General features: G+C 63.4%; 18 protein-coding genes and 2 tRNA genes. 7 read left to right on the top strand and 13 right to left on the bottom strand.

From position 1 onward, the window contains the following. The first annotated feature begins 437 nt into the window (after positions 1-437). Complete coding sequence (locus J7655_RS03335; protein WP_230926566.1) at positions 438-1,052, top strand: LysE family transporter; 615 nt, start codon at positions 438-440, stop codon at positions 1,050-1,052. Between the two features lie 84 nt (positions 1,053-1,136). Here J7655_RS03335 and J7655_RS03330 read toward each other — a convergent pair whose 3' ends face one another. Continuing rightward, complete coding sequence (locus J7655_RS03330; RefSeq protein ID WP_230926565.1) at positions 1,137-1,277, bottom strand: hypothetical protein; 141 nt, start codon at positions 1,275-1,277, stop codon at positions 1,137-1,139. A gap of 11 nt (positions 1,278-1,288) precedes the next feature. Between J7655_RS03330 and J7655_RS03325 the strand changes: the two genes are divergently transcribed. The 3 genes from J7655_RS03325 (at position 1,289) to azu (ending at position 3,720) form a co-directional block, all read left to right on the top strand. Next, positions 1,289-1,876: an LOG family protein gene (locus J7655_RS03325; RefSeq protein WP_230926564.1), complete on the top strand. Its 588-nt coding sequence runs from the start codon at positions 1,289-1,291 to the stop codon at positions 1,874-1,876. A gap of 65 nt (positions 1,877-1,941) precedes the next feature. Further along, entirely contained in the window at positions 1,942-2,883 is a 942-nt protein-coding gene (locus tag J7655_RS03320; protein WP_230926563.1) for a DUF808 domain-containing protein, read from the top strand. Between the two features lie 387 nt (positions 2,884-3,270). Next, positions 3,271-3,720: an azurin gene (azu, locus tag J7655_RS03315; RefSeq protein WP_230926562.1), complete on the top strand. Its 450-nt coding sequence runs from the start codon at positions 3,271-3,273 to the stop codon at positions 3,718-3,720. A 50-nt stretch (positions 3,721-3,770) separates the two neighbouring features. Here azu and J7655_RS03310 read toward each other — a convergent pair whose 3' ends face one another. From J7655_RS03310 to J7655_RS03295, 4 genes are all read right to left on the bottom strand, one after another. Next, on the bottom strand, positions 3,771-4,664 hold the full coding sequence (locus tag J7655_RS03310) for a transglutaminase family protein (RefSeq protein ID WP_230926561.1): 894 nt from the start codon (positions 4,662-4,664) through the stop codon (positions 3,771-3,773). Then, entirely contained in the window at positions 4,661-7,147 is a 2,487-nt protein-coding gene (locus tag J7655_RS03305; protein ID WP_230926560.1) for a circularly permuted type 2 ATP-grasp protein, read from the bottom strand. Before J7655_RS03305 ends, J7655_RS03310 begins: the two co-directional genes overlap by 4 nt. Positions 7,148-7,264: 117 nt before the next feature. Next, a complete protein-coding gene (locus J7655_RS03300) occupies positions 7,265-10,558 on the bottom strand; it encodes a transglutaminase family protein (RefSeq protein WP_230926559.1) in 3,294 nt (1,097 codons plus the stop codon). A gap of 229 nt (positions 10,559-10,787) precedes the next feature. Next, positions 10,788-13,067 (bottom strand): YgiQ family radical SAM protein, encoded by a 2,280-nt coding sequence (locus tag J7655_RS03295; protein ID WP_230926558.1) that lies wholly within the window; start codon positions 13,065-13,067, stop codon positions 10,788-10,790. A gap of 275 nt (positions 13,068-13,342) precedes the next feature. Here J7655_RS03295 and J7655_RS03290 point away from each other — a divergent pair, with 275 nt between their 5' ends. Continuing rightward, a complete protein-coding gene (locus tag J7655_RS03290; protein WP_230926557.1) occupies positions 13,343-15,250 on the top strand; it encodes a diguanylate cyclase in 1,908 nt (635 codons plus the stop codon). A gap of 19 nt (positions 15,251-15,269) precedes the next feature. On the opposite strand, the gene alr is transcribed toward J7655_RS03290, so the two are convergent. The 8 genes from alr to rnr all read right to left on the bottom strand — a co-directional run bounded on the left by alr (position 15,270) and on the right by rnr (position 23,630). Further along, on the bottom strand, positions 15,270-16,346 hold the full coding sequence (gene alr / locus J7655_RS03285) for an alanine racemase (RefSeq protein ID WP_230926556.1): 1,077 nt from the start codon (positions 16,344-16,346) through the stop codon (positions 15,270-15,272). Between the two features lie 164 nt (positions 16,347-16,510). Then, a complete protein-coding gene (gene dnaB / locus J7655_RS03280) occupies positions 16,511-17,905 on the bottom strand; it encodes a replicative DNA helicase (RefSeq protein WP_230926555.1) in 1,395 nt (464 codons plus the stop codon). 228 nt (positions 17,906-18,133) lie between these two features. Continuing rightward, the gene (rplI, locus tag J7655_RS03275; protein WP_230926554.1) at positions 18,134-18,580 is read right to left on the bottom strand and encodes a 50S ribosomal protein L9; all 447 of its coding nucleotides are present in this window, start codon (positions 18,578-18,580) and stop codon (positions 18,134-18,136) included. Between the two features lie 21 nt (positions 18,581-18,601). Beyond that, positions 18,602-19,495, bottom strand: a complete 894-nt coding sequence (locus J7655_RS03270; protein WP_230926553.1) for a YybS family protein — start codon at positions 19,493-19,495, stop codon at positions 18,602-18,604. Positions 19,496-19,531: 36 nt separating this feature from the next. After that, positions 19,532-19,762, bottom strand: a complete 231-nt coding sequence (gene rpsR, locus J7655_RS03265; protein WP_003246847.1) for a 30S ribosomal protein S18 — start codon at positions 19,760-19,762, stop codon at positions 19,532-19,534. Between the two features lie 28 nt (positions 19,763-19,790). Further along, positions 19,791-20,213 carry a 30S ribosomal protein S6 gene (gene rpsF / locus J7655_RS03260; protein ID WP_230926552.1) on the bottom strand — a complete coding sequence of 141 codons (423 nt, stop codon included), beginning with the start codon at positions 20,211-20,213 and terminating at the stop codon, positions 19,791-19,793. 175 nt (positions 20,214-20,388) lie between these two features. Further along, positions 20,389-21,141, bottom strand: coding sequence for a 23S rRNA (guanosine(2251)-2'-O)-methyltransferase RlmB (gene rlmB / locus J7655_RS03255; RefSeq protein ID WP_230926551.1), 753 nt, complete (start codon positions 21,139-21,141; stop codon positions 20,389-20,391). Beyond that, entirely contained in the window at positions 21,138-23,630 is a 2,493-nt protein-coding gene (gene rnr, locus J7655_RS03250; RefSeq protein ID WP_230926550.1) for a ribonuclease R, read from the bottom strand. Before rnr ends, rlmB begins: the two co-directional genes overlap by 4 nt. 207 nt (positions 23,631-23,837) lie before the next feature. On the opposite strand from rnr, the gene J7655_RS03245 reads away from it, so the two are divergent. Further along, positions 23,838-23,924: transfer RNA gene (locus J7655_RS03245), tRNA-Leu, on the top strand. 83 nt (positions 23,925-24,007) lie between these two features. Further along, a tRNA-Leu gene (locus J7655_RS03240) sits at positions 24,008-24,094 on the top strand. The last annotated feature ends 14 nt before the right edge of the window (positions 24,095-24,108 follow it).

Below are 24,108 nucleotides of genomic sequence, written 5' to 3'. Positions count from 1 at the left end.
ACAACGGTGTGTCCAGCATCCGCTGAACAGCACTGATCAAAGCTTGGCCAATACGCTGAGAACCAGTCATATCAGGCCATACAGCAACAATTACAACAGTTACCCACAGCATCACCCACAGCAATCGTGGAAAACCAAAAAGCACGCTTCGAGCTTTCCCAAAAACTGTCAAGTCCTTGTGTAAAAAGGAAAAATAACGCTGTTCAATTCTTCACCAACAGGCTGTAAACACGGTATTTCAGGCATCGCAGGCAAACGCCACCAGCTTATCCACAAAAATGTCCACAGCCTTCGTGGAAAACTTTATTGCCGTTGTCCGGATACACAAGGCCCTTGCATCGATACAGGCACCAACGCGACGCTAGCGGCTGCAGCCGGAGTCGCTTTCAGTGGTCTTGCAGGCGCATCAAGCCGCCAAGTTCATCCTGGGATGTTTCATGTTCAGTTTCTTCCTCGCCGCCATGCTCCTTGGCTTCGTCTTCAACGCGGCGCCCGGCGCCGTATTCAGTGAAACCCTGCGCCGGGGCCTGCGCGACGGTTACAAACCGGCGCTGATGGTGCAGATCGGCTCGCTGGTGGGCGATGCCACCTGGGCCGCCGTGGGCCTGACCGGCCTGGCACTGCTGCTCGACAGCGCACAGATCCGCTACCCGTTGACCCTGGCCAGTGCGCTGTATCTGGCCTGGCTCGGTTATCAGTCATTGCGCGACGCTCATCGCCCGCCGCTACCCAGCAACGACAGTCAGGGCGCCGCTGGTGGTGCCTTCGCCGCAGGCGCTGCGCTGTCGCTGACCAACCCGCAAAACATCGTTTATTGGGCGGCCATGGGCGGCGCGATGGCGGCCATCGGCGTCGCTCAGCCAACGCCAGCTCACCTGGCGGTGTTCTTCGCCGGCTTCATGGTCTCGTCGCTGCTCTGGTGCTTCATCTGTGCCGGGCTGGTGGACTGGTTTCGCCGCGCGGCCTCGCTGCTCTGGCACCGCCTGACCTACGCAGCCTGCGGCGTGGTGCTGCTGGGGCTGGCCGGCATGAGCGCAATGGAACTGGTCTGATCGACGGGCAGCTATCGCCATCATCGAAATAATCTAAGGGCGCAGCATCCCAGGCAGGACTAGGCTCAAACACATACCCCTGCGTCAGGAAGCCGCGCCATGCCCCTCAACGACCTGCTCAAGCAACTGCTCGCCAGTTACGCCTGCGCCACCTGCGGCATCGATACGCGCCACTGACCCTTGGTGGCTGGGCTGCGGCTGGTTACCCTTGGCGCCTTCAGCCAAGGAGCCTGCTCATGTCCCTGCGTAGCGTCTGCGTCTTCTGTGGTGCCAGCCCTGGTGCCAGTCCCATCTACCGCGAAGCGGCCGAAGCCCTCGGTCAGCACCTGGCCAAGCGCGGCATTCGCCTGATCTATGGCGGCGGCGCCGTCGGCCTGATGGGCGTGGTCGCCGATGCGGCGCTGAACGCCGGTGGCGAGGTGATCGGCATCATTCCGCAAAGCCTGGAACGTGCCGAGATCGGCCATCGCAACCTGACCTGCCTGGAAGTGGTGGATGGCATGCATGCACGCAAGGCGCGCATGGCCGAGCTGGCCGATGCCTTCATCGCCCTGCCCGGCGGCCTCGGCACTCTGGAAGAGCTGTTCGAGGTGTGGACCTGGGGCCAACTCGGCTACCACGCCAAACCGCTGGGGCTGCTGGAGGTGAACGGTTTTTACAGCAAACTCGGCGACTTCCTCGATCACCTGGTCGCCGAGCGCTTCGTGCGCCCGCAGCACCGCGAGATGCTGCAGATTGCCGGTACCCCCCAAGACCTGATCGATGCGCTGGTCGAATGGCGCCCGAGCGCGGCGCCGAAGTGGGTAGTTCGCGCGCCCGTCTGAGCCAGTACGCAGAGATGTAACACAATGCTACGCTCTGCGGCTTCACTCCCTATGGAAGCCGCACCATGGCCGCAAGCAGCCTGCTCGCCCTGATCGACGATATCAGTACGGTACTCGATGACGTCGCCACCATGACCAAGGTCGCCGCGCGCAAGACTGCCGGCGTACTGGGCGATGACCTCGCGCTCAACGCCCAGCAGGTCACCGGGGTCAAGGCGGATCGCGAGCTGCCAGTGGTCTGGGCCGTGGCCAAGGGTTCGCTGGTGAACAAGGCGATCCTGGTGCCGGCCGCGCTGCTGATCAGCGCAGTGGCGCCCTGGCTGGTGGTGCCGCTGCTGATGCTTGGCGGTCTGTTTCTCTGCTATGAAGGCGCGGAAAAGCTGCTGCACAAGCTCCTGCACCGGCATCAGCATCAGCATGAGCCGCAGCAGGCGCATCTGCAGGCCGTCGCCGATCCGGCCATCGACCTGCTGGCATTCGAGCGCGAGAAGATTCGCGGTGCGGTACGCACCGACTTCGTGCTGTCGGCCGAGATCATCGCCATCACCCTCGGTACCGTCGCCACCGCCAGTTTTCTCAATCAGGTGCTGGTGCTCAGCGGCATCGCCCTGGTGATGACCGTCGGCGTGTATGGGCTGGTCGCCGGCATCGTCAAACTGGACGACGCCGGACTCTATCTCAGCCAGCGCGCCAGCGCCTTCGCCCAGGCCTGTGGGCGCGGCATCCTGCGCCTGGCCCCCTGGCTGATGAAGACGCTTTCGGTTGTGGGCACCGCAGCCATGTTCATGGTCGGCGGTGGCATCCTCAGCCACGGCCTGCCGCCTGTGGAAAGCGCCGTGCACCTGGCTGCCGAATGGGTGGCCGAGGATGCAGGCGCCCTGCTTTCGGCCCTGGTGCCGACACTGCTCAACGCCCTGTTCGGCATCATCGCCGGATTGCTCAGCGTACCGCTGGTCAGCGCGGCGAGTGGTCTGTGGCGGGCACTGCGCAAAACGCCGAGGCGTTAGGCGCTCACTTTCTCGGCAGTTGCCTGCGCCCCTTGCGGGGCGCTGCCCGAAGCGACTTGCCCCAGGCTTATCCACAGCTTGCTCCACCGTTTTCGGGGATAACCTCTCAGCCCCCTCTGCAACGTCGGGCAGAGCCTTGCCTGCTCACTCAAGCAATTCATTACAAAGCATTTTCTCGCAACGCCACGAGCATCTGGACAAAAGCTGCACAGCGCCTTGCCAAGTCCGCATGGCAGAGCCTCTGGCGGATCTTGCAGAGCTTCCCCACAGAACTATCCACAGCTTTTCTGGATAACCGCCGTGGCGTTCGGTCGCACCCATGAGCAGCGGTAGCTGTGCGAACCTTCACTGGACCTGACCGGAAACTCAGAATCTGGAGGCTTCACGATGTTACGTAACGTTGCTCTGATGGCACTGCTTGGCCTGGCCAGCACCCCGCTTCTTGCTGCCGAATGCTCGGTGGATGTCGAATCGACCGACCAGATGACCTTCAACACCCAGGCCATCTCCGTCAGCAAGAGCTGCAAGACCTTCACCGTCAACCTCAAGCACGTAGGTTCGTTGCCCAAGACCGCCATGGGCCACAACTGGGTACTGAGCAAGACCGCCGACATGCCCGGCGTGGCCACCGACGGCATTCCCGCCGGCCCGGACGCCAGCTACGTAAAAGCCGGTGACGAGCGCGTGATCGCCCACACCGACCTGATCGGCGGCGGCGAAAGCACCTCGGTCACCTTCGACGTCAGCAAGCTGGCAGCGGGCGAAGACTACAGCTTCTTCTGCTCCTTCCCCGGCCACTACTCGCTGATGAAAGGCAGCCTGAACTTGGTCGACTAAAAGGCCTGCGATGATCGTGGGAGCAGCGCCAGTGCGCCCTCCCACGCCTCCTACCCCAACGGCAGCACCGTGACCTGCACGTCCGGATCGTGGCTGCCGCCCCCCAGGATCACCCCACGCAGCGGCGACACATCGGAGAAATCCCGGCCCCAGGCCAGGGTGATGTGCTCCAGCGCCGGACGTAGGTTGTTGGTCGGATCAAAATCCACCCAACCCTGACGCGGACAATACAGCGAGATCCAGGCGTGCGAGGCATCGGCGCCGATCAGCCGTGGTTGGCCGGGTGGCGGCTGGGTCAGCAGGTAGCCGCTGACATAGCGGGCCGCCAGGCCGCGCGAACGCAGGCAGGCGAGCATCAGGTGGGCGAAGTCCTGGCAGACGCCGCGTTTTTCTTCCAGCACCTGCAGCAGTGGCGTGGTCACCTGAGTGGCGCCAGCATCGAAACTGAACTCCTCGAAAATCTTCTGCATCAGTGCCTGGCCGGCCTGCAGCAACGGGCGCCCTGGCGTGAAGCAGTCGTCAGCGAAGTCGGCAAAGACCTGCTTGAGGCGTACGTAGGGTGACTCGAAGCGATAGCGTGCCGCTTCCAGCAATGCCGGCTCCATCGGCTTGCCGCTATAGCTGAGCGCCGCGCAGGCCGCCTCCCAATTCGGCGAATCGTCGAGGTCGAGCGCAGGGCGTGCCAGCACCTCGACACGCAGCCGCGCACTGACGCTGAGCGCCTCATGCGGGCGCTCGAACACCAGCCGCGTCAGCGGGTTGCCAAACACGTCCAGACCGTCACGGCGCTGGCAGGGCTGCGGGTCGATACGCAGCTCCTTTTCCTGGCAGCGCTGCCAGGGGCATTCGCGCGGCCACAGGTGCGCCAGTTGCTGGGCCAGGGAAACCGGCGCCGAATAGCGATAGTGAGTGTCGTGCAGAACTTGATAAAAGGCGCTGCTCATGAGGATTGCGTCCGTTGGCTGACATCGACATGAGCGAAGAAGCGCAGGCCAAGATGATCGGATACCGCGCCGGCGGCCTCGCTGATGGCCACCAGCAGATCGGCCAGGCCTTCGAGCACCGCGCGGGTGCTGCCGGGGCCGAACAGCGGGTTTTCCAAACTGGCGAGGCTGAACGCGGCAAGCTGCTCCTCCAGATACGCCAGGTAGCGCTCGGCCGGCAGCTCGAAGCGCTCATTGAGCCCTTCCAGCGAACGCAGCAGGGTGCGCATCTGGAAGATCACCGCGTGCGGGTTCTGCTCGTCCAGCAGCAGCAAGTCGAGCACCGGGATCAACTGCGCCGAAGCCAGGTAGCGGGTGCGGTAAGTGATGCTGCTGTTACCCAGTTCCAACAGCCACTCCAGCGCTGATTGATCGGTGGATGAACCGCTGCGCAGGAAGCCGGCGAAGCTGTCGCAGAGAAACTGCAGGCGCTCGATGTAGCGGCCGAGCATGAGAAAGCGCCAGCCGTCATCGCGGGTCATGTCGTCGAGGGCGAAGCCCGACAGCGCCGCCAACGACATCAGTAGGCGGTTGAGAAAATCCAGCAGTTCACCGAAGTCGGCCGGTTGGCCTTCAAGCAGCTGCGCCTCGCGCTGCAATTCCACCAGCGCCTGCCAGTTAGCCTGGGACAGCTTGCCGCGCACACTGCCGGCAGCCCATTGCAGACGCTGCAGGTTGGCGCGCAGACTGGCCGGCCAGTCGCTGCCGAGCAGCGCTTGCAGCAGACGCTCCGCCAGTTCACCCTCGTCGGGATCTGCCAGCAGGCCCAATTCCTGCGCCAGCGCCAGCGCGCTCTGCAGCGCCTGCGGGTCGTCATCGTCATCGACGTAGCGCGCCAGCATGATGCGCAGCAGGCGCGCATTGCCCTCGCAGCGCTCGGCGTAACGACCGAACCAGTACAGGTTCTCCACCACGCGTGAAGGCAGGAAGGGGTCGCTACGGACCAGGTCGGCGGTGCCGAGCGTACGCTGCGTCTGCCAGGGCTCGCCGCCACTCTGCCGCGTGCCGAGCACCCAGGTATCCTTGCTCGCCCCGCCGCGCTGCATCGACACGACCTCGGCATCGGCCTCGGCGGCCACACGCGTCAGGCCACCCGGCATCACCCGATAGCCATCGGCGCTGGCCACGGCGAACACGCGCATGCCGATGGCCCGCGGCTGCAAACCGCTGCCGTCCCACACTGGTGCCTGCGACAGCTTGGCCCTCGCTTGCGCGACATAGGCGTAGGGACGTGCCTGCAGGCGCTCAGCCAGCTTGGCGCGCTGCGCCTCGTCCAGATCACGGCCGAATACCGGATTGAAGCTCTGCGAGGGGAAGGCCGGACGTACCAGCAGCTGATCGAGTTTCTCCAGCGCCTCGTCCAGTACCGGCGGCTCGCCGCACCACCAGCTGGCGATGGATGGCAGCAGCAGTTCTTCGCCCAACAGGTGCTCGCTGATCGCCGGCAAAAAGCCGGGCAGGCCGGGGGATTCCAGCACGCCGCTGCCCAAGGCATTGGCCACCAGCACGCGGCCACGGCGCACGGCCTCGAGCAGGCCAGGTACGCCAAGGGCGGAATCGGTACGCAGCTCCAGCGGGTCGCAGTAGTCGTCGTCGAGACGGCGCAGCACCGCATGCACGCGGCGCAGGCCGGCCAGAGTCTTGAGGTAGAGGGTTGCGTCGCGCACGGTCAGGTCGCTGCCTTCGACCAGTGGATAACCTAGCTGGCGCGCCAGGTACAGGTGTTCGAAGTAGCTCTCGTTGAAGCGCCCCGGCGTCAGCAGCACCACCAGCGGTGTCTCGCCGCCACTTGGCGCCTGACGTGCCAGGGTGTCCTGCAGGGTACGGAAGAAACCGGCCAGGTACTGCACGCGCAGGTCGCGGTACAGCTCGGGGAAGGCACGCGAGACGATCTGCCGGTTCTCCAGCGCATAACCGGCACCGGATGGCGCCTGGGTGCGGTCGGCGGTGACCCACCAGCGCCCGTCCGGCGCCCGGGCCAGATCCACTGCATACAGGTGCAGCCAGGTACCGCCCGGCGCCTGCATGCCCTGGCACGGCCAGAGGAAATTGTTGTGGCCGAACACCAGCTCGGTCGGCAGCAAGCCCTCGGCGATCAGCTTCTGCGGGCCATACAGATCGGCCAGCACGCGGTTGAGCAAGGTCGCGCGCTGCGCCACGCCAGCGGCGATCTGCTGCCACTCGTCAGCGGGGATCAGATTGGGCAGCAGGTCGAGTTCCCACGGGCGGTCGGCGCCGTCCGGGTCGGCGTAGACGTTGTAGGTAACGCCGTTTTCCTGAATCTGCCGCGCCAGCATCGCCTCGCGCTGCGCCAGGTGTTCCGGGCGGCTGCGTGCCAGTTGCTCGTAAAGGCGGCGCCAGTGCGGGCGCACGTTGCCCTTGGCGTCGAGCAGTTCGTGGTAGGCCCCGGCAGGGGGCGGATAATCGTCTAGCAGGTCGTGCATGGCAGGCTCGGCAGTGGCAAGGCGGTGCAGCGTGATGCAGGTTGATGCTGTATCCGTGGGAGGCGCTTCAGCGGCGACGGTTCGCGGCTAAAGCCCCTCCCACAGACGGAATCGACGTCAGACGCGACGCAGATCCAGGGTCATCGGCAGTTCATTATTGTCTATCGGCTGCATGACAGGGCGCTTGCCCGGGCTATGGCCCAGGCGGAAGAAGCGCGCCAGGCGCCGGCTCTCGGCCTCGTAGGCGTTGACCGGCAGGCTGTCGTAGTTACGACCGCCCGGATGCGCGACATGGTACTGGCAACCACCCAGCGAGCGCTGCATCCAGGTGTCGATCAGGTCAAACACCAGCGGCGCGTGCACACCGATGGTCGGTTGCAGGCAACTGGCCGGCTGCCAGGCGCGGAAACGCACACCACCAACGAACTCGCCAACCTTGCCAGTCGGCCGCAGCGGCACCGGCACGCCGTTGCAGGTCAACACATAGCGATCCGGGGCCATGCCGTTCACCTTCACCTGCAGCCGCTCCAGGGACGAGTCGACGTAGCGTACGGTGCCACCGACCGCCCCCTCCTCACCCAGCACGTGCCAAGGCTCCAGCGCCTGACGCACTTCCAGGTCGATACCCTTGACCATGAAGTCGCCGGCCTTGGGAAAGCGGAACTCCAGATGCGGGGCGAACCATTCGCTGCGTAGGCGATAGCCAAAGGCACCCAGTTCCTGCAGCACATCGGCGAAGTCCTGCTCGATGAAATGCGGTAGCAGGTAACGGTCGTGCAACTCGGTGCCCCAACGCACCAGCTTCGCCGGCCGATAGGGCTCCTGCCAGAAGCGCGCGATCAGCGCACGCAGCAACAGTTGTTGAGCCAGGCTCATCTGCGCATGCGGCGGCATCTCGAAGGCGCGCAGTTCGAGCAGACCCAGGCGACCAGTGGCCGAGTCCGGCGAGTACAGCTTGTCGATGCAGAACTCGGCGCGGTGAGTGTTGCCGGTGACGTCCACCAGCAGGTTGCGCAACAGCCGATCGACCAGCCACGGCGGGCAGTCGCGCCCCGGTTCGGGCATCTGCGCGAAGGCGATCTCCAGCTCGTACAGAGCATCGTTGCGCGCCTCATCGACACGCGGCGCCTGTGACGTCGGGCCGATGAACAGCCCGCTGAACAGATAGGACAGCGACGGGTGGTTGTGCCAATAGCTGATCAGGCTACGCAGCAGGTCGGGACGGCGCAGGAAGGGCGAATCCCCCGGCGTCGCCCCGCCGAGGACGAAGTGGTTGCCACCGCCGGTGCCGGTGTGGCGTCCGTCGATCATGAATTTCTCGCTGGACAGACGCGACTGCCGCGCGGCCTCGTAAAGAAATTCGCAGCGCTCGACCAGCTCATCCCAACTGGCGGCCGGGTGGATGTTGACCTCGATCACGCCCGGGTCGGGGGTAACGCGGAAATACTGCAGGCGCGGGTCCAGCGGCGGCTCGTAGCCCTCCAGTAGCACCGGGCATTTGAGCTCGGCAGCCACGGCCTCGATGGCCGCGACCAACTCCAGATAGTCTTCGAGATGGCTCAGCGGCGGCATGAACAGATACAGACGGCCATCGCGGGGCTCGGCGCACAGCGCGGTACGGACGATGCCGGCAGCCGATTGCCCGTTGGCCGGGCGCGCGCTCTGCGGGCCGGCACTGGCGCCGCGCCAGACACCGCGCAGCTGACGCTGGATCTGCGCCGGACTGGGCAACGGCGGCAACGCCTGGCTGGGGTCGACCGGATTGACGTAAGGGTAGTCGGCCTGACTGACCCAGGGCATGGAATCCAGCGGCAGCCGATAGCCCAGCGCCGAGTCGCCCGGCAACAGACGGCAATGCTCGTCGCGCAGGAACCAGCGCCCGCTCTGCCAGCCGTTGCCCACTACCTGGCGCGCCAGCGGCAGCACGTGACCGACCACGGCGTCGAGGCCCTGGTCGAACACCTTGCGCAGGCGCTCGCGCTCCAGCGGGTCGCTCAGGCGCGGATCGTCCGGAGTGACGTTGTCCGGCAGCTTGCGCTCGCGCCACAGGTAGTAGAACCAGTCCTCATAGGCCGGGAAAACGTTGCCGCCATCTACACCCAGATGCGCCGCCAGGGTGGCGAGAAAACGCGAGGCCGTTTCTGCCGTAGCGCCATAACCGCGCTTCTCATCGGCCAGCAGCTTGGGGTCGTGCCACAGCGGCTCACCATCGCGGCGCCAGAAACAGTTCAGCGACCAGCGCGGCAACTGCTCGCCGGGGTACCACTTGCCCTGGCCGAAGTGCACCAGCGCCTTGGGCGCATAGTGACTGCGCAGGCGGTAGAACAGATCGGCGGCCAAGCGGCGCTTGTTCGGCCCGAGCGCGGCGGTGTTCCACTCGTCGTCATCGGGATAATCGAGAGCGACGAAGGTCGGCTCGCCGCCCATGGTCAGGCGCACGTCGTGCTTGTGCAGGTCATCGTCGATCTGCTGGCCCAGCGCCTGGATCGCCTGCCATTGCGCCTCGCTGTAGGGTTTGGTGACGCGCGGCGCCTCCCACACCCGCTCCACGCTCATCAGGTGCTCGAATTCCACCTCACACTCGTCCAGCCCGCCGGTGATCGGCGCCGCCGAGGACGGCTCCGGGCTGCAGGCCAGCGGAATATGACCTTCGCCAGCAAACAGGCCGGAAGTCGGGTCGAGGCCGATCCAGCCAGCGCCGGGCAGGTACACCTCGCTCCAGGCGTGCAGGTCGGTGAAGTCCTTGTCAGTGCCGCTGGGGCCGTCGAGGGCTTTGACGTCGGCGGTGAGCTGGATCAGGTAGCCGGAAACGAAACGCGTCGCCAGCCCCAGGTGCCGCAGCAGCTGCACCAGCAGCCAGGCCGAGTCGCGGCAGGAGCCGGAAGCCAGCTCCAGCGACTGCTCCGGCGTCTGCACGCCCGGCTCCATGCGAATCAGGTAACGGATGTCAGCCGACAGGCGCTGATTCAGCCCGACCAGAAAGTCGATGCTGGGCACCGGCTCGCGGGAAATGCCGGCCAGGTACTTGGCGAATAGCGGCGTCGCCGGCAACTTGATCAGGTAAGGCGCCAGCTCGCGCTGCTCGCCCTCGGTATAGGCGAAGGGAATACGTTCGGCGTAAGGCTCGAGGAAGAAGTCGAAGGGGTTGAACACCGCCATCTCGGCGACCAGGTCTACCTCGACCTTGAACTCGCGGGTCTTCTCCGGAAACACCAGGCGCGCCAGGTAGTTGCCCTGCGGGTCCTGCTGCCAATTGATGAAGTGCTCGCCCGGCTCAACCTTCAATGCGTAGGAAAGGATACGCGTGCGACTGTGCGGTGCCGGGCGCAAGCGTACGACCTGCGGCCCGAGATTGACCGCACGGTCGTAGCGGTAGTGGGTGACATGGTGCAGCGCGACATGAATCGACACGGCGGCCTCCTGCTAGCCTGGGCGATGTGCTGAACAGCGCAAGACTTATGCCAGAGACGCAACACCGGTTTTCAAGGGCGCGCGCCGCGGCAAGCCCCACAACAGTGCATCACCCGCACCAGCAGCGAATGGACGCACAACGATAGAGCAGACCCAACTGACAGCAGCAGCACTCTAACTCATTCGACATTGCAAACAGCAAAACGCCAGCTCGAGGCTGGCGTCTTGTTCAGCGTGGCGCGACCGGGCGCGGTTTCTTCTTGCCACTGGCACCCTTGCCAGCCCCCTTCTTCTGCTCCTGCAACTTGGCGAAGGCTGCGGCCTTGGCCTGCTCGCGCTTGTCCCAGGGCTTGGCACCATCGCTGGCGCGTGGCGGCAGGCCGTTGTGCTGGGTGAGGATCTTGCCCACTTTCTTGCTACCCGCCGGCGTCGAGTTTTTGCGCCGGGCGCTCTGGTACTCGTCGGTCTGCGGTTGGTAGGTTGGGATCAGGTGGTGCTTGCCATTGCCGATCAGATCGCTACGGCCCATGCGCTCCAGCGCTTCACGCAGCAGCGGCCAGCCCTTGGGATCGTGATAGCGCAGGAAGGCCTTGTGCAGGCGACGCTGCTGCTCGCTCTTGACGATCTCCACGCCATCGCTCTTGTAGGTAACCTTGCGCAGCGGGTTCTTGCCCGAGTGGTACATGGCTGTCGCCGTGGCCATCGGCGACGGGTAGAAGGCCTGCACTTGGTCGGCGCGGAAGCCGTTGCGCTTGAGCCACAGGGCGAGGTTCATCATGTCCTCGTCGGTGGTACCGGGGTGCGCTGCGATAAAGTACGGGATCAGGTACTGCTCCTTGCCCGCCTCTTTCGAGTACTTCTCGAACATCTGCTTGAAGCGGTCGTAGCTGCCGATGCCCGGCTTCATCATCTTGTCCAGCGGGCCGCGCTCGGTGTGCTCCGGGGCGATCTTCAGGTAGCCACCAACGTGGTGGGTGACCAGCTCCTTGACGTACTCCGGCGACTCCACGGCCAGGTCGTAGCGCAGGCCCGAAGCGATCAGGATCTTCTTCACGCCCGGCAGCGCACGCGCCTTGCGGTACAGCTCGATCAAGGATGAGTGGTCGGTGTTGAGGTTCTCGCAGATCCCCGGGAACACGCACGACGGCTTGCGGCAGTGCTTCTCGATCTCCGGATCCTTGCAGGCGATGCGGTACATGTTGGCGGTCGGCCCGCCGAGATCGGAGACCACGCCGGTGAAGCCCGGCACCTTGTCACGCATTTCCTCGATCTCGCGGATGATCGACTCATGCGAACGGTTCTGGATGATGCGGCCCTCGTGTTCGGTGATCGAGCAGAAGGTGCAGCCGCCGAAGCAGCCGCGCATGATGTTCACCGAGAAGCGGATCATCTCGTAGGCCGGGATCTTCTCCTTGCCATAGGCCGGGTGCGGCACGCGCGCATAGGGCATGCCGAACACGTAGTCCATTTCCTCGGTGGTCATGGGAATGGGTGGCGGGTTGAACCAGACGTCCACCTCGCCATGCTTCTGCACCAGCGCGCGGGCGTTGCCCGGGTTGGTTTCCAGGTGCAGCACGCGGTTGGCGTGGGCGTAGAGCACCGGGTCGTTGCGCACCTTCTCGAACGACGGCAGGCGGATCACCGTCTTGTCGCGGGTCATGCGCGGGCTTTCGAGAATCTGTACCACCTTGGCTTCATTCGGGTCTTCGACCGACCCTTTGGCCTGCTCGATGGCACAGGCTTCCATGTCCTGGGTATTGACGTAGGGGTTGATGATCTTGTCGACGCGGCCCGGGCGGTCGATACGGGTTGAGTCGACCTCGAACCAGCCCTCAGGCGTATCGCGACGAATGAACGCCGTGCCGCGTACGTCGGTGATGGCTTCGACTTTCTCGCCTCGCGACAGACGCTGGGCGATTTCCACCACGGCGCGCTCGGCGTTGCCGTAGAGGAGGATGTCGGCGGTGGCGTCCATCAGAATCGAACGGCGCACCTTGTCCTGCCAGTAGTCGTAGTGGGCGATGCGACGCAAGGAGGCCTCGATGCCACCGAGCACCACCGGCACATGGCTGTAGGCTTCCTTGCAACGCTGACTGTAGACCAGGCTGGCGCGGTCCGGGCGCTTGCCGGCCAGGCCGCCCGGGGTGTAGGCGTCGTCGGAGCGAATCTTCTTGTCGGCGGTGTAGCGGTTGATCATCGAGTCCATGTTGCCCGCCGCGACACCGAAGAACAGATTCGGCTCGCCAAGCTTCATGAAGTCGTCTTTGCTGCGCCAATCCGGCTGGGCAATGATGCCGACGCGAAAGCCCTGGGCTTCGAGCAGGCGGCCAATGATGGCCATGCCGAACGACGGATGATCGACGTAGGCGTCACCGGTGACGATGATGATGTCGCAGCTGTCCCAGCCGAGCTGATCCATCTCTTCCCGGCTCATCGGCAGGAAGGGCGCAGGCCCGAAACACTCGGCCCAGTACTTGGGATAGTCGAACAACGGCTTGGCGGCTTGCATAATTTTTGATCAGCGGGCTATCACGAGGGGCGCGGATGATAGCACAAAAATTGACCAAACCAGACTACTGCACTGGGTTTAATGATACCGCGCAAGCCACGAAAAGATGGGCGCCGCTCCCTCCCACACAGGGCTAGCCATGACGCCATCCAGCTAACAAGAAGGATGAAAGTGGCCGTCATGCTTGCGCAATAGCCTAATGCCATATTTGTTTACGTCGGATAACAATCCTGAGCATATACTCAGAAAGTCGGCCAGCTGTTTTCGGGAAACCTATGCTGCAGCGCCATATTCTCCTGCTCGTTGTTCTGCTGGGCTTGTCCGCTTGCGGCCTGGCACACGCATCCATGGTGCTCACCGACGCCAGTAGCGGCATGCCGCTCAATGCCCATATCGAGCTACTGGAGGATACTCAGGGCACACTGAGCATCGACAACATTACCGCCCCCGAACAGCAGGCACGCTTTCAGCCCGCCAATGGCCGCGCCAGCGTTGGCCAAAGTCTGAACCCCTGGTGGGTCAAACTCGCCCTGCAGCGTGATGAGCAGGCACCCGCCCACTGGGTACTGGAAGTGGGCTCGGTGACCCAACTCGACCTGCAGCTCCATCAACCCGACGGCCAGGGCGGCTGGCTGGTGCGTCAAGCCGGCGAGCGCGTCGCCTTCAGCGAGAACCGCGACCACCCCTACCGACGCATGGTGTTCGACCTGCCAGCCCTGGGTGAACAGCCAACGACCTTCTACCTGCGTGCCTTCGACCCGGCGGGCAACTCCTTCCCGCTGCGCATCTGGCAGCTCGACGACCTCACGCAACTGGCCACCCGCGAGAATCTGGCACTCGGCGTCATCTACGGCGTGGTCTTCGCACTGCTGCTGTACAACCTGTTCATCCTCATCTCGCTGCGCGACAAGGCCTATTTCTGGTATGTGCTGACCACCGCCTTCGCCCTGCTGTTCATCATGAGCATGACCGGTCACGGCGCGCAGTACCTGTGGCCGAATTATGCGGTACCGCCATGGCTCGACCGCATTACCCTGCCATCGCTGTGGGGGCTGTTCGCCAGCCGCTTCACCCAGGCCCTGCTGCAAACGCGTGTCTACGTGCGCTGGGCGCATCACCTGCTGAACATGGCCTGCGTGATCTACCTCATCGCCATCGTCCTGAACCTGTTCGAGCAGCGTTACCTGGCCGCATGGGCCATCGCCCTGCTGTCTCTGACCAGCATCCCCGCTGCGTTGGGCAGCGCCCTGATACGCTGGCGCCAGGGCTTCTTCCCGGCGCAGCTGTATCTCTACGGCTACGGTCTGGTCCTGGGCAGCGTCAGCATCCTCCTGCTGCGCACCACCGGCGTGCTGCAACCAGCCGAGTGGAACGCTTACATCTTCCCGCTGGCCGTGGCCGCCGAATCCATCCTGTTCTCCTTTGCCCTGGCTTACCGCATCCAGATACTCAAGCAGGAACGCGCTGTCGCGCTGCAGCAGGCGGACCGCGAGAAGACCGCGCGCCTAGCCCAACTGCAGGCCAGCGCCGACGAACTTCAGGCGGCAGTGACCATGCGTACCGCCGAACTGGCCGCAACCAACGAGCAGCTGCGTGATCGCGAGCGCGAACTGCAATACGCCGCCTTCCACGACTCGCTCACCGAACTACCCAACCGCCGCTACCTGGTCGAGCGCTGTGAATCAGCCCTGGCGCACGCCGAGCGGCACAAGGAAAGCATCGCGCTGCTGCTGATTGATCTGGATCACTTCAAGCCGATCAATGACCGTTTTGGCCACGCGGCTGGTGATCTGATGCTGCAGGTAATTGCCAGGCGCCTGCGTGAACATGTGCGCGCCGGTGATGCGGTGGCCCGCCTGGGCGGCGATGAATTCGCCGCGCTGATCTGTGGCAGCGATGCCGAAAGCCAGGCCCGGGAAATTGCCGAGCGCCTGCTGGCTGAGCTGGCGGCCCCCGTGCACTACGGCGCCGAACGTCTGCAGGTGACCATCAGCATCGGCGTGGCGCTCTATCCGCGCCATGCGAAGAACTTCACTGGCATTTACAAAGCAGCCGATACAGCTCTTTACCGGGTCAAGGAGCAAGGGCGTTCGGGCCTACGCGTGCATGGCGACGATGGTGAGCTGAGCGAGCAGGCCTGCCTACAGCTGGATGTACTGAAAGTATCCAGTGGCCTGGCCTGAGCACACGGCAGGGCTAGCGTTAGCCGATATAGCGTCGCGGCACCCGCGCGGTAACCTTGGTCAGTAACTCGTAGCCAATGGTGCCACACGCCGCGGCCACCTCATCCACTGGCAACTGACTGCCCCACAGCTCCACCGGCGAATCGATATCGGCCTCGGGCAGATCCGTGATATCCACCGCCAGCATGTCCATCGACACCCGGCCCGCCAGCACAGCACGCTGCCCCTCGACCAACACCGGCGTACCGCTGGGCGCATGGCGCGGATAACCATCGGCATAACCGCAGCTGACCGTGGCGATACGCGAAGGCCGCTCGGCCACCCAGGTCGCGCCATAACCAACGCTCTCACCGGCTGCAACTTCACGCACGGCGATCACCCGCGCAGCCAGGGTCATGGCCGATTTCAGCCCCAGTTCGCGTGCGCTCAGCTCGGCGAATGGTGTGGCGCCATAGAGCATGATGCCGGGGCGCAGCCAGTCCATATGCGCGGCAGGAATGGTCAGCACGGCCGCCGAGTTGGCCAGTGAGCGATGATTGAAATCCAGATCCAGCAGATCGAGAAAACGCTCGACCTGCTGTTCGGTCAGCGGATGACCGCGCTCGTCGGCGCAGGCGAAGTGGCTGAGCAGGTTGAGCTCGGCGACCTGCTCAGCGTCTTCCAGCCGCGCATGCCACTGACGCAGGCTGGCGGCGTCGAAACCCAGGCGATGCATGCCGGAGTCGAGCTTGAGCCAGACATTGAGCGGACGCGCCAACTCAGCAGCAATCAGCGCCTCTGCCTGCGCCGCGCTCTGCACCACCACATCCAGTCCAAGCTGCGCGGCGATGGCGTATTCACTGGCCTCGAAGCAGCCCTCGAGCAGCAGGATGCGCGCCTCACCATGCATGGCGCGCACCTCGGCCGCCTCCTCCAGGCAGGCCACGGCAAAGCCATCGGCAACCTCGTGCAGCGCCGTCACCACCTCACGCACGCCATGCCCGTAGGCATTGGCCTTGACCACGGCGAAGGCCTGACGCCCGGGCGCGCAGCGCTTGGCGACGGCGTAGTTATGAGCGATGGCGGAAAGGTCGACGATGGCGGCAAGCGGACGCATGACAGAAGGCCTGAACGAAAAACGGGCGCCCATCTTAACCGCTGGGCGCCCGTTTTCATTGATCTAGAGCGTAGCCCGGATGCAATCCGGGGGCTTCTGCGCCGAGAGCCCTGGATTTCATCCGGGCTACAGAGCTCGCCCCTACGACGCCCGTGCTGAGAATCTCATTCGTCGTCGAACTGGTAGCTACCCGGCGCCAGGTTCTCGAAGCGCGAATACTTGCCGAGGAAGGCCAGGCGCGCGGTGCCCAGCGGGCCGTTACGCTGCTTGCCGATGATGATCTCGGCCACGCCCTTGTACTCGGTCTCGGGGTGATACACCTCATCGCGGTAGACGAACAGGATGATGTCGGCGTCCTGCTCGATTGCACCGGACTCACGCAAGTCGGAGTTGATCGGGCGCTTGTTAGGGCGCTGTTCCAGACCACGGTTGAGCTGCGACAGGGCGATGACCGGGCAATTGAATTCCTTGGCCAGCCCCTTGAGCGAGCGCGAAATCTCGGAAATCTCGTTGACCCGGCTGTCGCCGCTGGAGCCCGGGATCTGCATCAGCTGCAGGTAGTCGACCATGATCAGGCCGATCTCGCCGTGCTCGCGCGCCAGACGTCGCGTGCGCGCACGCATCTCGCTCGGGGAAATACCGGCGGTATCGTCGATGAATAGCTTGCGATCATTGAGCAGGTTGACCGCACTGGTCAGGCGTGGCCAGTCATCGTCATCGAGCTGACCGGCACGTACCTTGGTCTGGTCGATACGCCCCAGCGAGGCGAGCATACGAATCACGATGGATTCCGACGGCATCTCCAGCGAGTAGACGAGAATCGCCTTGTCGCTACGCATCAGCGCGTTTTCCACCAGGTTCATGGCGAAGGTGGTCTTACCCATCGACGGACGGCCGGCGACGATGATCATGTCAGCAGGCTGCAGGCCACTGGTCAGGTTATCCAGATCGTCGAAACCGGTGGACAGGCCGGTGATCGCGTCACCGTTGTTGAACAGCGTGTCGATGCGGTCAATGGCCTTGACCAGAATGTCGTTGATACCCACCGGCCCACCGGTCTTGGGGCGGTCTTCGGCGATCTGGAAGATCAGGCGCTCCGCTTCGTCGAGAATTTCCTCGCCAGTGCGGCCTTCCGGGGCGTAAGCCCTGTCGGCAATCTCGTTGCTGATGCTGATAAGTTTGCGCAGCGTGGCGCGCTCACGAATGATCTGCGCATAGGCCTTGATGTTGGCCACCGACGGCGTGTTCTTCGCCAGCTCGGCGAGATAAGCCAGGCCACCGACCTGCGATAGCTGCCCTTCCTTGTCCAACTGCTCGGACAGAGTCACCACGTCAAAAGGTTCGTTTCGCTCGGCCAGCTTGAAGATGGCGCGGAAGATCAGGCGGTGGTCGTGGCGATAGAAATCGACGTCCGACACACCATCGAGCACACGCTCCCAGGCATTGTTGTCGAGCATCAGGCCGCCGAGCACCGCCTGTTCCGCCTCGATGGAGTGCGGTGGCACTTTCAGGGCGGCAGTTTGCAGGTCGTACTGTTCGGGAATGCTGATGTCGTTCATAGGCTCGGGACGGAAACACTGCGATAGAAGACCATGTCTGCATCAGGCGCAGGAGCCGTAGGGTGGGCTTCAGCCCACCAGCCCGCGTGGGCTGAAGCCCACCCTACGAGAAAACGCCGACAGGGACATGACCATAGAAAAACAAAGGGCACGGATCGCCGAAGCGATGCCGTGCCCGATTGTCAGCAGACCTGCGCTACAGCGCAAGCCCGCTTGGCGGCTACTTGATTAAGCAGCGACCACGATCACCTTGACGGTGGCTTCGACGTCGGTGTGCAGGTGCACAGCTACGTCGTATTCGCCAACCTGGCGAATGGTGCCGTTCGGCAGGCGCACTTCAGCTTTGGCCACTTCAACGCCGGAGGCGGTCAGGGCGTCAGCGATGTCGTGGGTGCCGATGGAACCGAACAGCTTGCCTTCATCGCCAGCGGTGGCGGTGATGGTGACTTCCAGCTCAGCCAGTTGAGCAGCGCGAGTTTCAGCAGACGCTTTCTTCTCGGCAGCCAGTTTTTCCAGCTCGGCGCGACGTGCTTCGAAAGCAGCAACGTTGGCTTCGGTGGCAGCAGTGGCTTTGCCTTGCGGCAGCAGGAAGTTACGGCCGTAACCGGCTTTAACGTTCACTTTGTCGCCCAGGTTGCCCAGGTTGGCGATTTTTTCCAGCAGGATGACTTCCATTTGGGTCTTACCTCTTAACTTTTAACCTTCACCGTTCGCAGAGCCCGGGCCGTTCTTGCGCGCCAGGCGACCGCGAAAATCAAACAGACTGTCGACGATGGCCAAGACCACCAGCAACGGATAGATCAGCTGCATGAACAGCAGGAGCGTGATGTACATGCCCACCAGCCAGAAGCGAGCGAGCCCACCCTTCTCCACCAGGCCGTGCACCAGGGCGATCCCGGCGAACAGCAGCGGCACACTGCACAGCGGCGTGAGCATGGCCAACTGCGGCCCCAGATTGGGACCTAGCACCATGCCCGCCAACAGCAACAGCGCCTGCGGCAGCGGCAGTCTCAGGGCGCGAAACTCGCGACCGAAACCGCCAGGGTTGTACAGCACGGCCTGCCAGTAACGCCCAAGAATCAGGCTCAGCAAGCTCAGGATCTGCAGCAAGGCCGCCAGCAATCCGGTCAGCACCGGTGCGATCAACGCCTCGAGACGCTCGCGTTCGCTCACCGACAATTGCTGGTGAGCCCCATCGAACATGGTTGGCAAAAGCTTCTGCAGCTCGCCGGCCATGGCCGCGATGGGTTCGCGGAACACTGCCCCAAGAACCAATCCATACACCAGGCCCAGTGCCACACTGCACAGCAGTATGCGGTTCCAGGTCCAACTGGCGCGCAACAACAACGCCAGGCTCAACGCCCCCACCAGCACCAGCAAGGTGCGCGGTTCGCCGAAATACCACCAGGCAATCGCCGGCAGCATGGCCCAGGCCAGGATGCCCATGGCATCACTGGCTCCACGCCGCAACAGCACAAGGCTGCCAGCGGCGGCACTCAACCAGAACAACAGCGGCATCGCTGCCGATCCCACCACCACGAGGGTGGCCTGCATACGGCCGCGCATGATGTATTCAGCCAGGGCGCGCATGCGATCTATTCCTTAACGCTTGTCGACTGTCCGGTCTCAGCGGCCGTGGCTGTCGGTGTAGGGCAGCAGGGCCAGGAAGCGGGCGCGCTTGATAGCGGTGGCCAGCTGACGCTGATAACGAGCCTTGGTACCGGTGATACGGCTCGGAACGATCTTGCCGGTTTCCGAGATGTAGGCCTTCAGGGTGTTGAGATCTTTGAAATCGATCTCTTTCACGTCTTCAGCGGTGAAGCGGCAGAATTTACGACGACGGAAGAAACGTGCCATGTGATTGGCTCCTCAATAGATCCGTGGATTACTCGTCAGCGTTGTCGCTGTCGTTGCTGTCGCTGTCATCGCCATCGTTGGAATCGGCGTTTTCAGGACGTTCACGACGCTCGCGGCGCTCACTGCGGTTTTCTTCGGCCTTCAGCATCTCGGACTGGCCAGTGACGGCCTCGTCGCGACGGATGACCAGGTTACGGATCACGGCGTCGTTGTAGCGGAAGTTGTCTTCCAGCTCGGCCAGGGCCTTGCCGGTGCACTCTACGTTGAGCATCACGTAGTGGGCTTTGTGGACGTTGTTGATGGCGTAAGCCAGCTGACGACGGCCCCAATCTTCCAGGCGGTGAATCTTGCCACCGTCTTCTTCGATCAGCTTGGTGTAACGCTCGACCATGCCGCCGACTTGCTCGCTCTGGTCCGGGTGAACCAGAAAGATGATTTCGTAATGACGCATAAATGCTCCTTACGGGTTGTAGCCTGCCAACTCAGGTGGTCAGGCAAGGAGTGGGTTTTTCTCGTGATGAGCTTGCCAGGCGGTAGGCGCAAAAAGGCCTGCCGTCACAGCAAGGGGCGCCATTCTAGAGAAGCCCCCTGCCGCACGCAAGACGAATTGGCGATTATTTGAGCAGTCAGCCCTTGTGCTTGGCCTGACGCTGGCGCACCGCCTCGAACAGGCAGACGCCGGTGGCCACCGAGACGTTGAGACTGCTGACACTGCCGGCCATGGGCAGTTTGACCAGGTAATCGCAATGCTCACGGGTCAGGCGGCGCATGCCCTTGCCCTCGGCACCCATGACCAGCACCGTCGGGCCGGTCATGTCCTGCTCATAGACTTCCTGCTCGGCCTCGCCGGCCGTACCGACCACCCACAGGCCACGCTGCTGCAACTTCTCCAGACTGCGCGCCAGGTTGGTCACCGCCACCAGCGGAATCACCTCGGCAGCGCCACAAGCAACCTTGCGCACCGTGGCATTGAGGGTGGCCGATTTGTCCTTGGGCACGATCACCGCCAACGCGCCGGCGGCATCTGCCGTACGCAGGCAAGCCCCCAGGTTGTGCGGATCGGTCACGCCATCGAGCACCAGCAGCAAAGGCGGGCCTTCGCAACGATCGAGCAACTCTTCGAGCATCGCCTCGCCCCAGACCTGGCTGGGGCTGACATCCGCAATCACACCCTGGTGCACACCCTCGACCCAGGCATCCATTTCACGGCGCTCGCACTGCCCCACTTTTACCCGAGACTGCGCAGCCAGCTCCAGCAACGGCTGCACCCGCGGATCACTGCGACCATCAGCCAGCCAGACCTGCTTCACCCGCTTGGGGTGATGACGCAGCAAGGCTTCCACGGCATGTACGCCGTAGATCTTTTCCAGATCACTCATGACTTGGCCTTACGCTTACGCGGCTTGCTGCCCGCTGGCGGGGCACTGTCGCCACGCCCGGCACCTTTGCGTGCAGTGCTCGCCGACTTGCCGGCAGCACTTTTGCCGCTACCGCCCTTGCCTGCTTTGGCACCCGCCAGCAACGCCTTCTTCACGTCACGACTCTTCTGCACATCGGTATTGCCCATGCCGTCGGGCTTGCCGCGCCGCGCATCGTCACCCTTGGCGGCCTTATCCTGGCTTAGCTCGAAGTCGATCTTGCGCTCGTCCAGATCGACGCGCATCACCTTGACCTCGACGCTGTCGCCGAGGCGGAAGCTGCGGCCGCTGCGCTCGCCGGACAGGCGATGGTGAACCGGGTCGAAGTGGTAGTAGTCGGCCGGCAGCGCGGTCACGTGCACCAGACCTTCGACGTAGATGTCGCGCAACTCGACGAAAATGCCGAAACCGGTCACCGCCGTGATCACACCGGCGAAGGTCTCGCCGACACGATCCTGCATGAACTCGCACTTGAGCCAGTTGACCACGTCGCGGGTCGCTTCGTCGGCACGCCGCTCGGTCATCGAGCACTGCTCGCCGAGCTTCTCCAGCGTGGCCTCGTCGTACGGATAGATACGCGCCTTGGGCATGATCGCGGCCCCGGCACGCTCGACGTGCTTAGTGTCGCGTTTGGAGCGGATCACGCTGCGAATGGCGCGGTGCACCAGCAGGTCGGGGTAGCGGCGAATCGGCGAGGTGAAGTGGGTATATGCCTCGTAATTGAGACCGAAGTGCCCTTCGTTCTGCGCGCTGTATACCGCCTGGCTGAGCGAACGCAGCATCACGGTCTGGATCAGGTGATAGTCCGGGCGCTCGCGGATGCTTTCCAGCAGGCGCTGATAGTCCTTGGGCGACGGGCCGTCCTTGGACTTGCCGCGTTGCAGCGACAGACCCAGCTCGCCGAGGAACGCCTTGAGCTTCTCCAGGCGCTCCAGCGGCGGGCCGTCGTGCACGCGGTACAACGACGGGATCTCGTGATCCTGCATGAAGCGCGCGGTGGCCACGTTGGCGGCCAGCATACACTCCTCGATCAGCTTGTGCGCATCGTTGCGCTGGGTCGGGCGGATCTCGTCGATCTTGCGGTCGGTGCCGAAGATGATGCGCGTTTCCTGCGTCTCGAAATCGATGGCGCCGCGCTCGTGTCGCGCCGCCACCAGCACCTGATACAGCGCATAGAGCTGATTGAGGTGCGGCAGGACGTCCTTGTACTCGCTGCGCAGGGACTTGCCCTCGCTGCTCTTGGGGTCTTCCAGCATCAGGCTGACCTTGTTGTAGGTCAGGCGCGCATGGGAGTGGATCACCGCTTCGTAGAACTTGTAGTCGACCATCTGGCCGCTCTTGGACATGGTCATTTCGCAGACCATGGCCAAACGATCGACATGCGGGTTGAGCGAGCACAGACCGTTGGACAACTCCTCCGGCAGCATCGGCACGACGCGCTCGGGGAAGTACACCGAGTTGCCACGCTCGACCGCCTCGGCATCCAGTGCCGAACCGACCTTGACGTAGTGCGACACGTCGGCGATGGCCACGTAGAGCTTCCAGCCACCGGAGAACAGCTTCCAGCGGCTGCTGTTCTTCTCGCAGTACACCGCATCGTCGAAGTCGCGCGCATCTTCACCATCGATGGTGACGAACGGCAGGTGACGCAGATCGATGCGCTTCTCCTTGTCCTTCTCGTCCACTTCAGGCTTGAGCTTGCGCGCTTCCTTGACCACCGCCTCGGGCCAGACGTGCGGAATGTCGTAGCTACGCAGCGCGACGTCGATCTCCATGCCCGGCGCCATGTAGTTGCCGATCACCTCGACGATATCGCCCTGTGGCTGAAAACGTGAGGTCGGCCAGTGCGTGATCTTGATCTCGACGAACTGGCCGATGCGTGCACCGGCCGTGCGCCCCGGCGTGACCAGCACTTCCTGCTGGATCTTCGGGTTGTCGGCGACAACAAAGCCAATACCATTTTCTTCGTAATAGCGCCCGACGATACTTTCATGGGCGCGCTCGATCACTTCGACGATGCCACCTTCACGGCGACCACGGCGGTCGAACCCGGCGACACGCACCAGCGCACGATCACGATCGAACACCAGGCGCATCTGCGCCGGGCTAAGGAACAGATCGTCACTGCCGTCATCGGGCACGAGGAAGCCAAAGCCATCGCGGTGACCACTGATACGCCCGCAGATCAGATCGAGCTTGTCCACCGGCGCGTAGGTGCCGCGACGGGTATAGATGAGCTGGCCGTCGCGCTCCATGGCACGCAGACGGCGACGCAGCGCTTCGAGCTGGTCGTCGGTATCGAGACCGAACTCTTCGACCAGTTGCTCACGGCTGGCAGGCGAACCACGCTCGGCCAGATGGGCCAGAATCAGTTCGCGGCTGGGGATGGGGTTGTCGTATTTTTCCGCCTCGCGGGCGGCCTCGGGATCGAGGGATTGCCAATCGGCCATGTAGGAAGGATTACCTATGCTTATGTATAAAGGTGTATGCCATCTGCCTATTGAAGCGCGAAAACGTCATTCGCGGCAGCTTTTCCGGCGACAATAATTTTTTTGCGGTCAGGGGTTTACAAGGTAAATGCCCGCCCGTATAGTTCGCGCCCACAGCGTCGAGCGGACGTTGTAACACGAAGCAGATGATGATTCATCAGTTTCAGTGCCCAGGTGGCGGAATTGGTAGACGCGCTGGTTTCAGGTATCAGTGGCTTAACGGCCGTGGAAGTTCGAGTCTTCTCCTGGGCACCAAATTTCGTGAAATGGTCTGATAAGCCATTTTGCAAATAACGGATGCAACGCTCCGTGTCGGTAACGACGAACATTGCTGCAGTGCCCAGGTGGCGGAATTGGTAGACGCGCTGGTTTCAGGTATCAGTGGCTTAACGGCCGTGGAAGTTCGAGTCTTCTCCTGGGCACCAAAATTCAAAAAACC

The organism is Pseudomonas wenzhouensis (assembly GCF_021029445.1).
Taxonomy (GTDB): domain Bacteria; phylum Pseudomonadota; class Gammaproteobacteria; order Pseudomonadales; family Pseudomonadaceae; genus Aquipseudomonas; species Aquipseudomonas wenzhouensis.
This window is presented reverse-complemented; position numbering and strand designations above follow the sequence as displayed.

Coding starts and splice junctions, on each gene's coding strand:
- J7655_RS03325 (WP_230926564.1), top strand. CDS start 1,289: ATGTCCCTGCGTAGCGTCTGCGTCTTCTGTGGTGCCAGCCCTGGTGCC.
- alr (WP_230926556.1), bottom strand. CDS start 16,346: ATGCGTCCGCTTGCCGCCATCGTCGACCTTTCCGCCATCGCTCATAAC.
- J7655_RS03335 (WP_230926566.1), top strand. CDS start 438: ATGTTCAGTTTCTTCCTCGCCGCCATGCTCCTTGGCTTCGTCTTCAAC.
- J7655_RS03310 (WP_230926561.1), bottom strand. CDS start 4,664: ATGAGCAGCGCCTTTTATCAAGTTCTGCACGACACTCACTATCGCTAT.
- rlmB (WP_230926551.1), bottom strand. CDS start 21,141: ATGAGTGATCTGGAAAAGATCTACGGCGTACATGCCGTGGAAGCCTTG.
- J7655_RS03290 (WP_230926557.1), top strand. CDS start 13,343: ATGCTGCAGCGCCATATTCTCCTGCTCGTTGTTCTGCTGGGCTTGTCC.
- azu (WP_230926562.1), top strand. CDS start 3,271: ATGTTACGTAACGTTGCTCTGATGGCACTGCTTGGCCTGGCCAGCACC.
- J7655_RS03295 (WP_230926558.1), bottom strand. CDS start 13,067: ATGCAAGCCGCCAAGCCGTTGTTCGACTATCCCAAGTACTGGGCCGAG.
- J7655_RS03320 (WP_230926563.1), top strand. CDS start 1,942: ATGGCCGCAAGCAGCCTGCTCGCCCTGATCGACGATATCAGTACGGTA.
- J7655_RS03270 (WP_230926553.1), bottom strand. CDS start 19,495: ATGCGCGCCCTGGCTGAATACATCATGCGCGGCCGTATGCAGGCCACC.
- rpsR (WP_003246847.1), bottom strand. CDS start 19,762: ATGGCACGTTTCTTCCGTCGTCGTAAATTCTGCCGCTTCACCGCTGAA.
- dnaB (WP_230926555.1), bottom strand. CDS start 17,905: ATGAACGACATCAGCATTCCCGAACAGTACGACCTGCAAACTGCCGCC.
- rplI (WP_230926554.1), bottom strand. CDS start 18,580: ATGGAAGTCATCCTGCTGGAAAAAATCGCCAACCTGGGCAACCTGGGC.
- rpsF (WP_230926552.1), bottom strand. CDS start 20,213: ATGCGTCATTACGAAATCATCTTTCTGGTTCACCCGGACCAGAGCGAG.
- rnr (WP_230926550.1), bottom strand. CDS start 23,630: ATGGCCGATTGGCAATCCCTCGATCCCGAGGCCGCCCGCGAGGCGGAA.
- J7655_RS03305 (WP_230926560.1), bottom strand. CDS start 7,147: ATGCACGACCTGCTAGACGATTATCCGCCCCCTGCCGGGGCCTACCAC.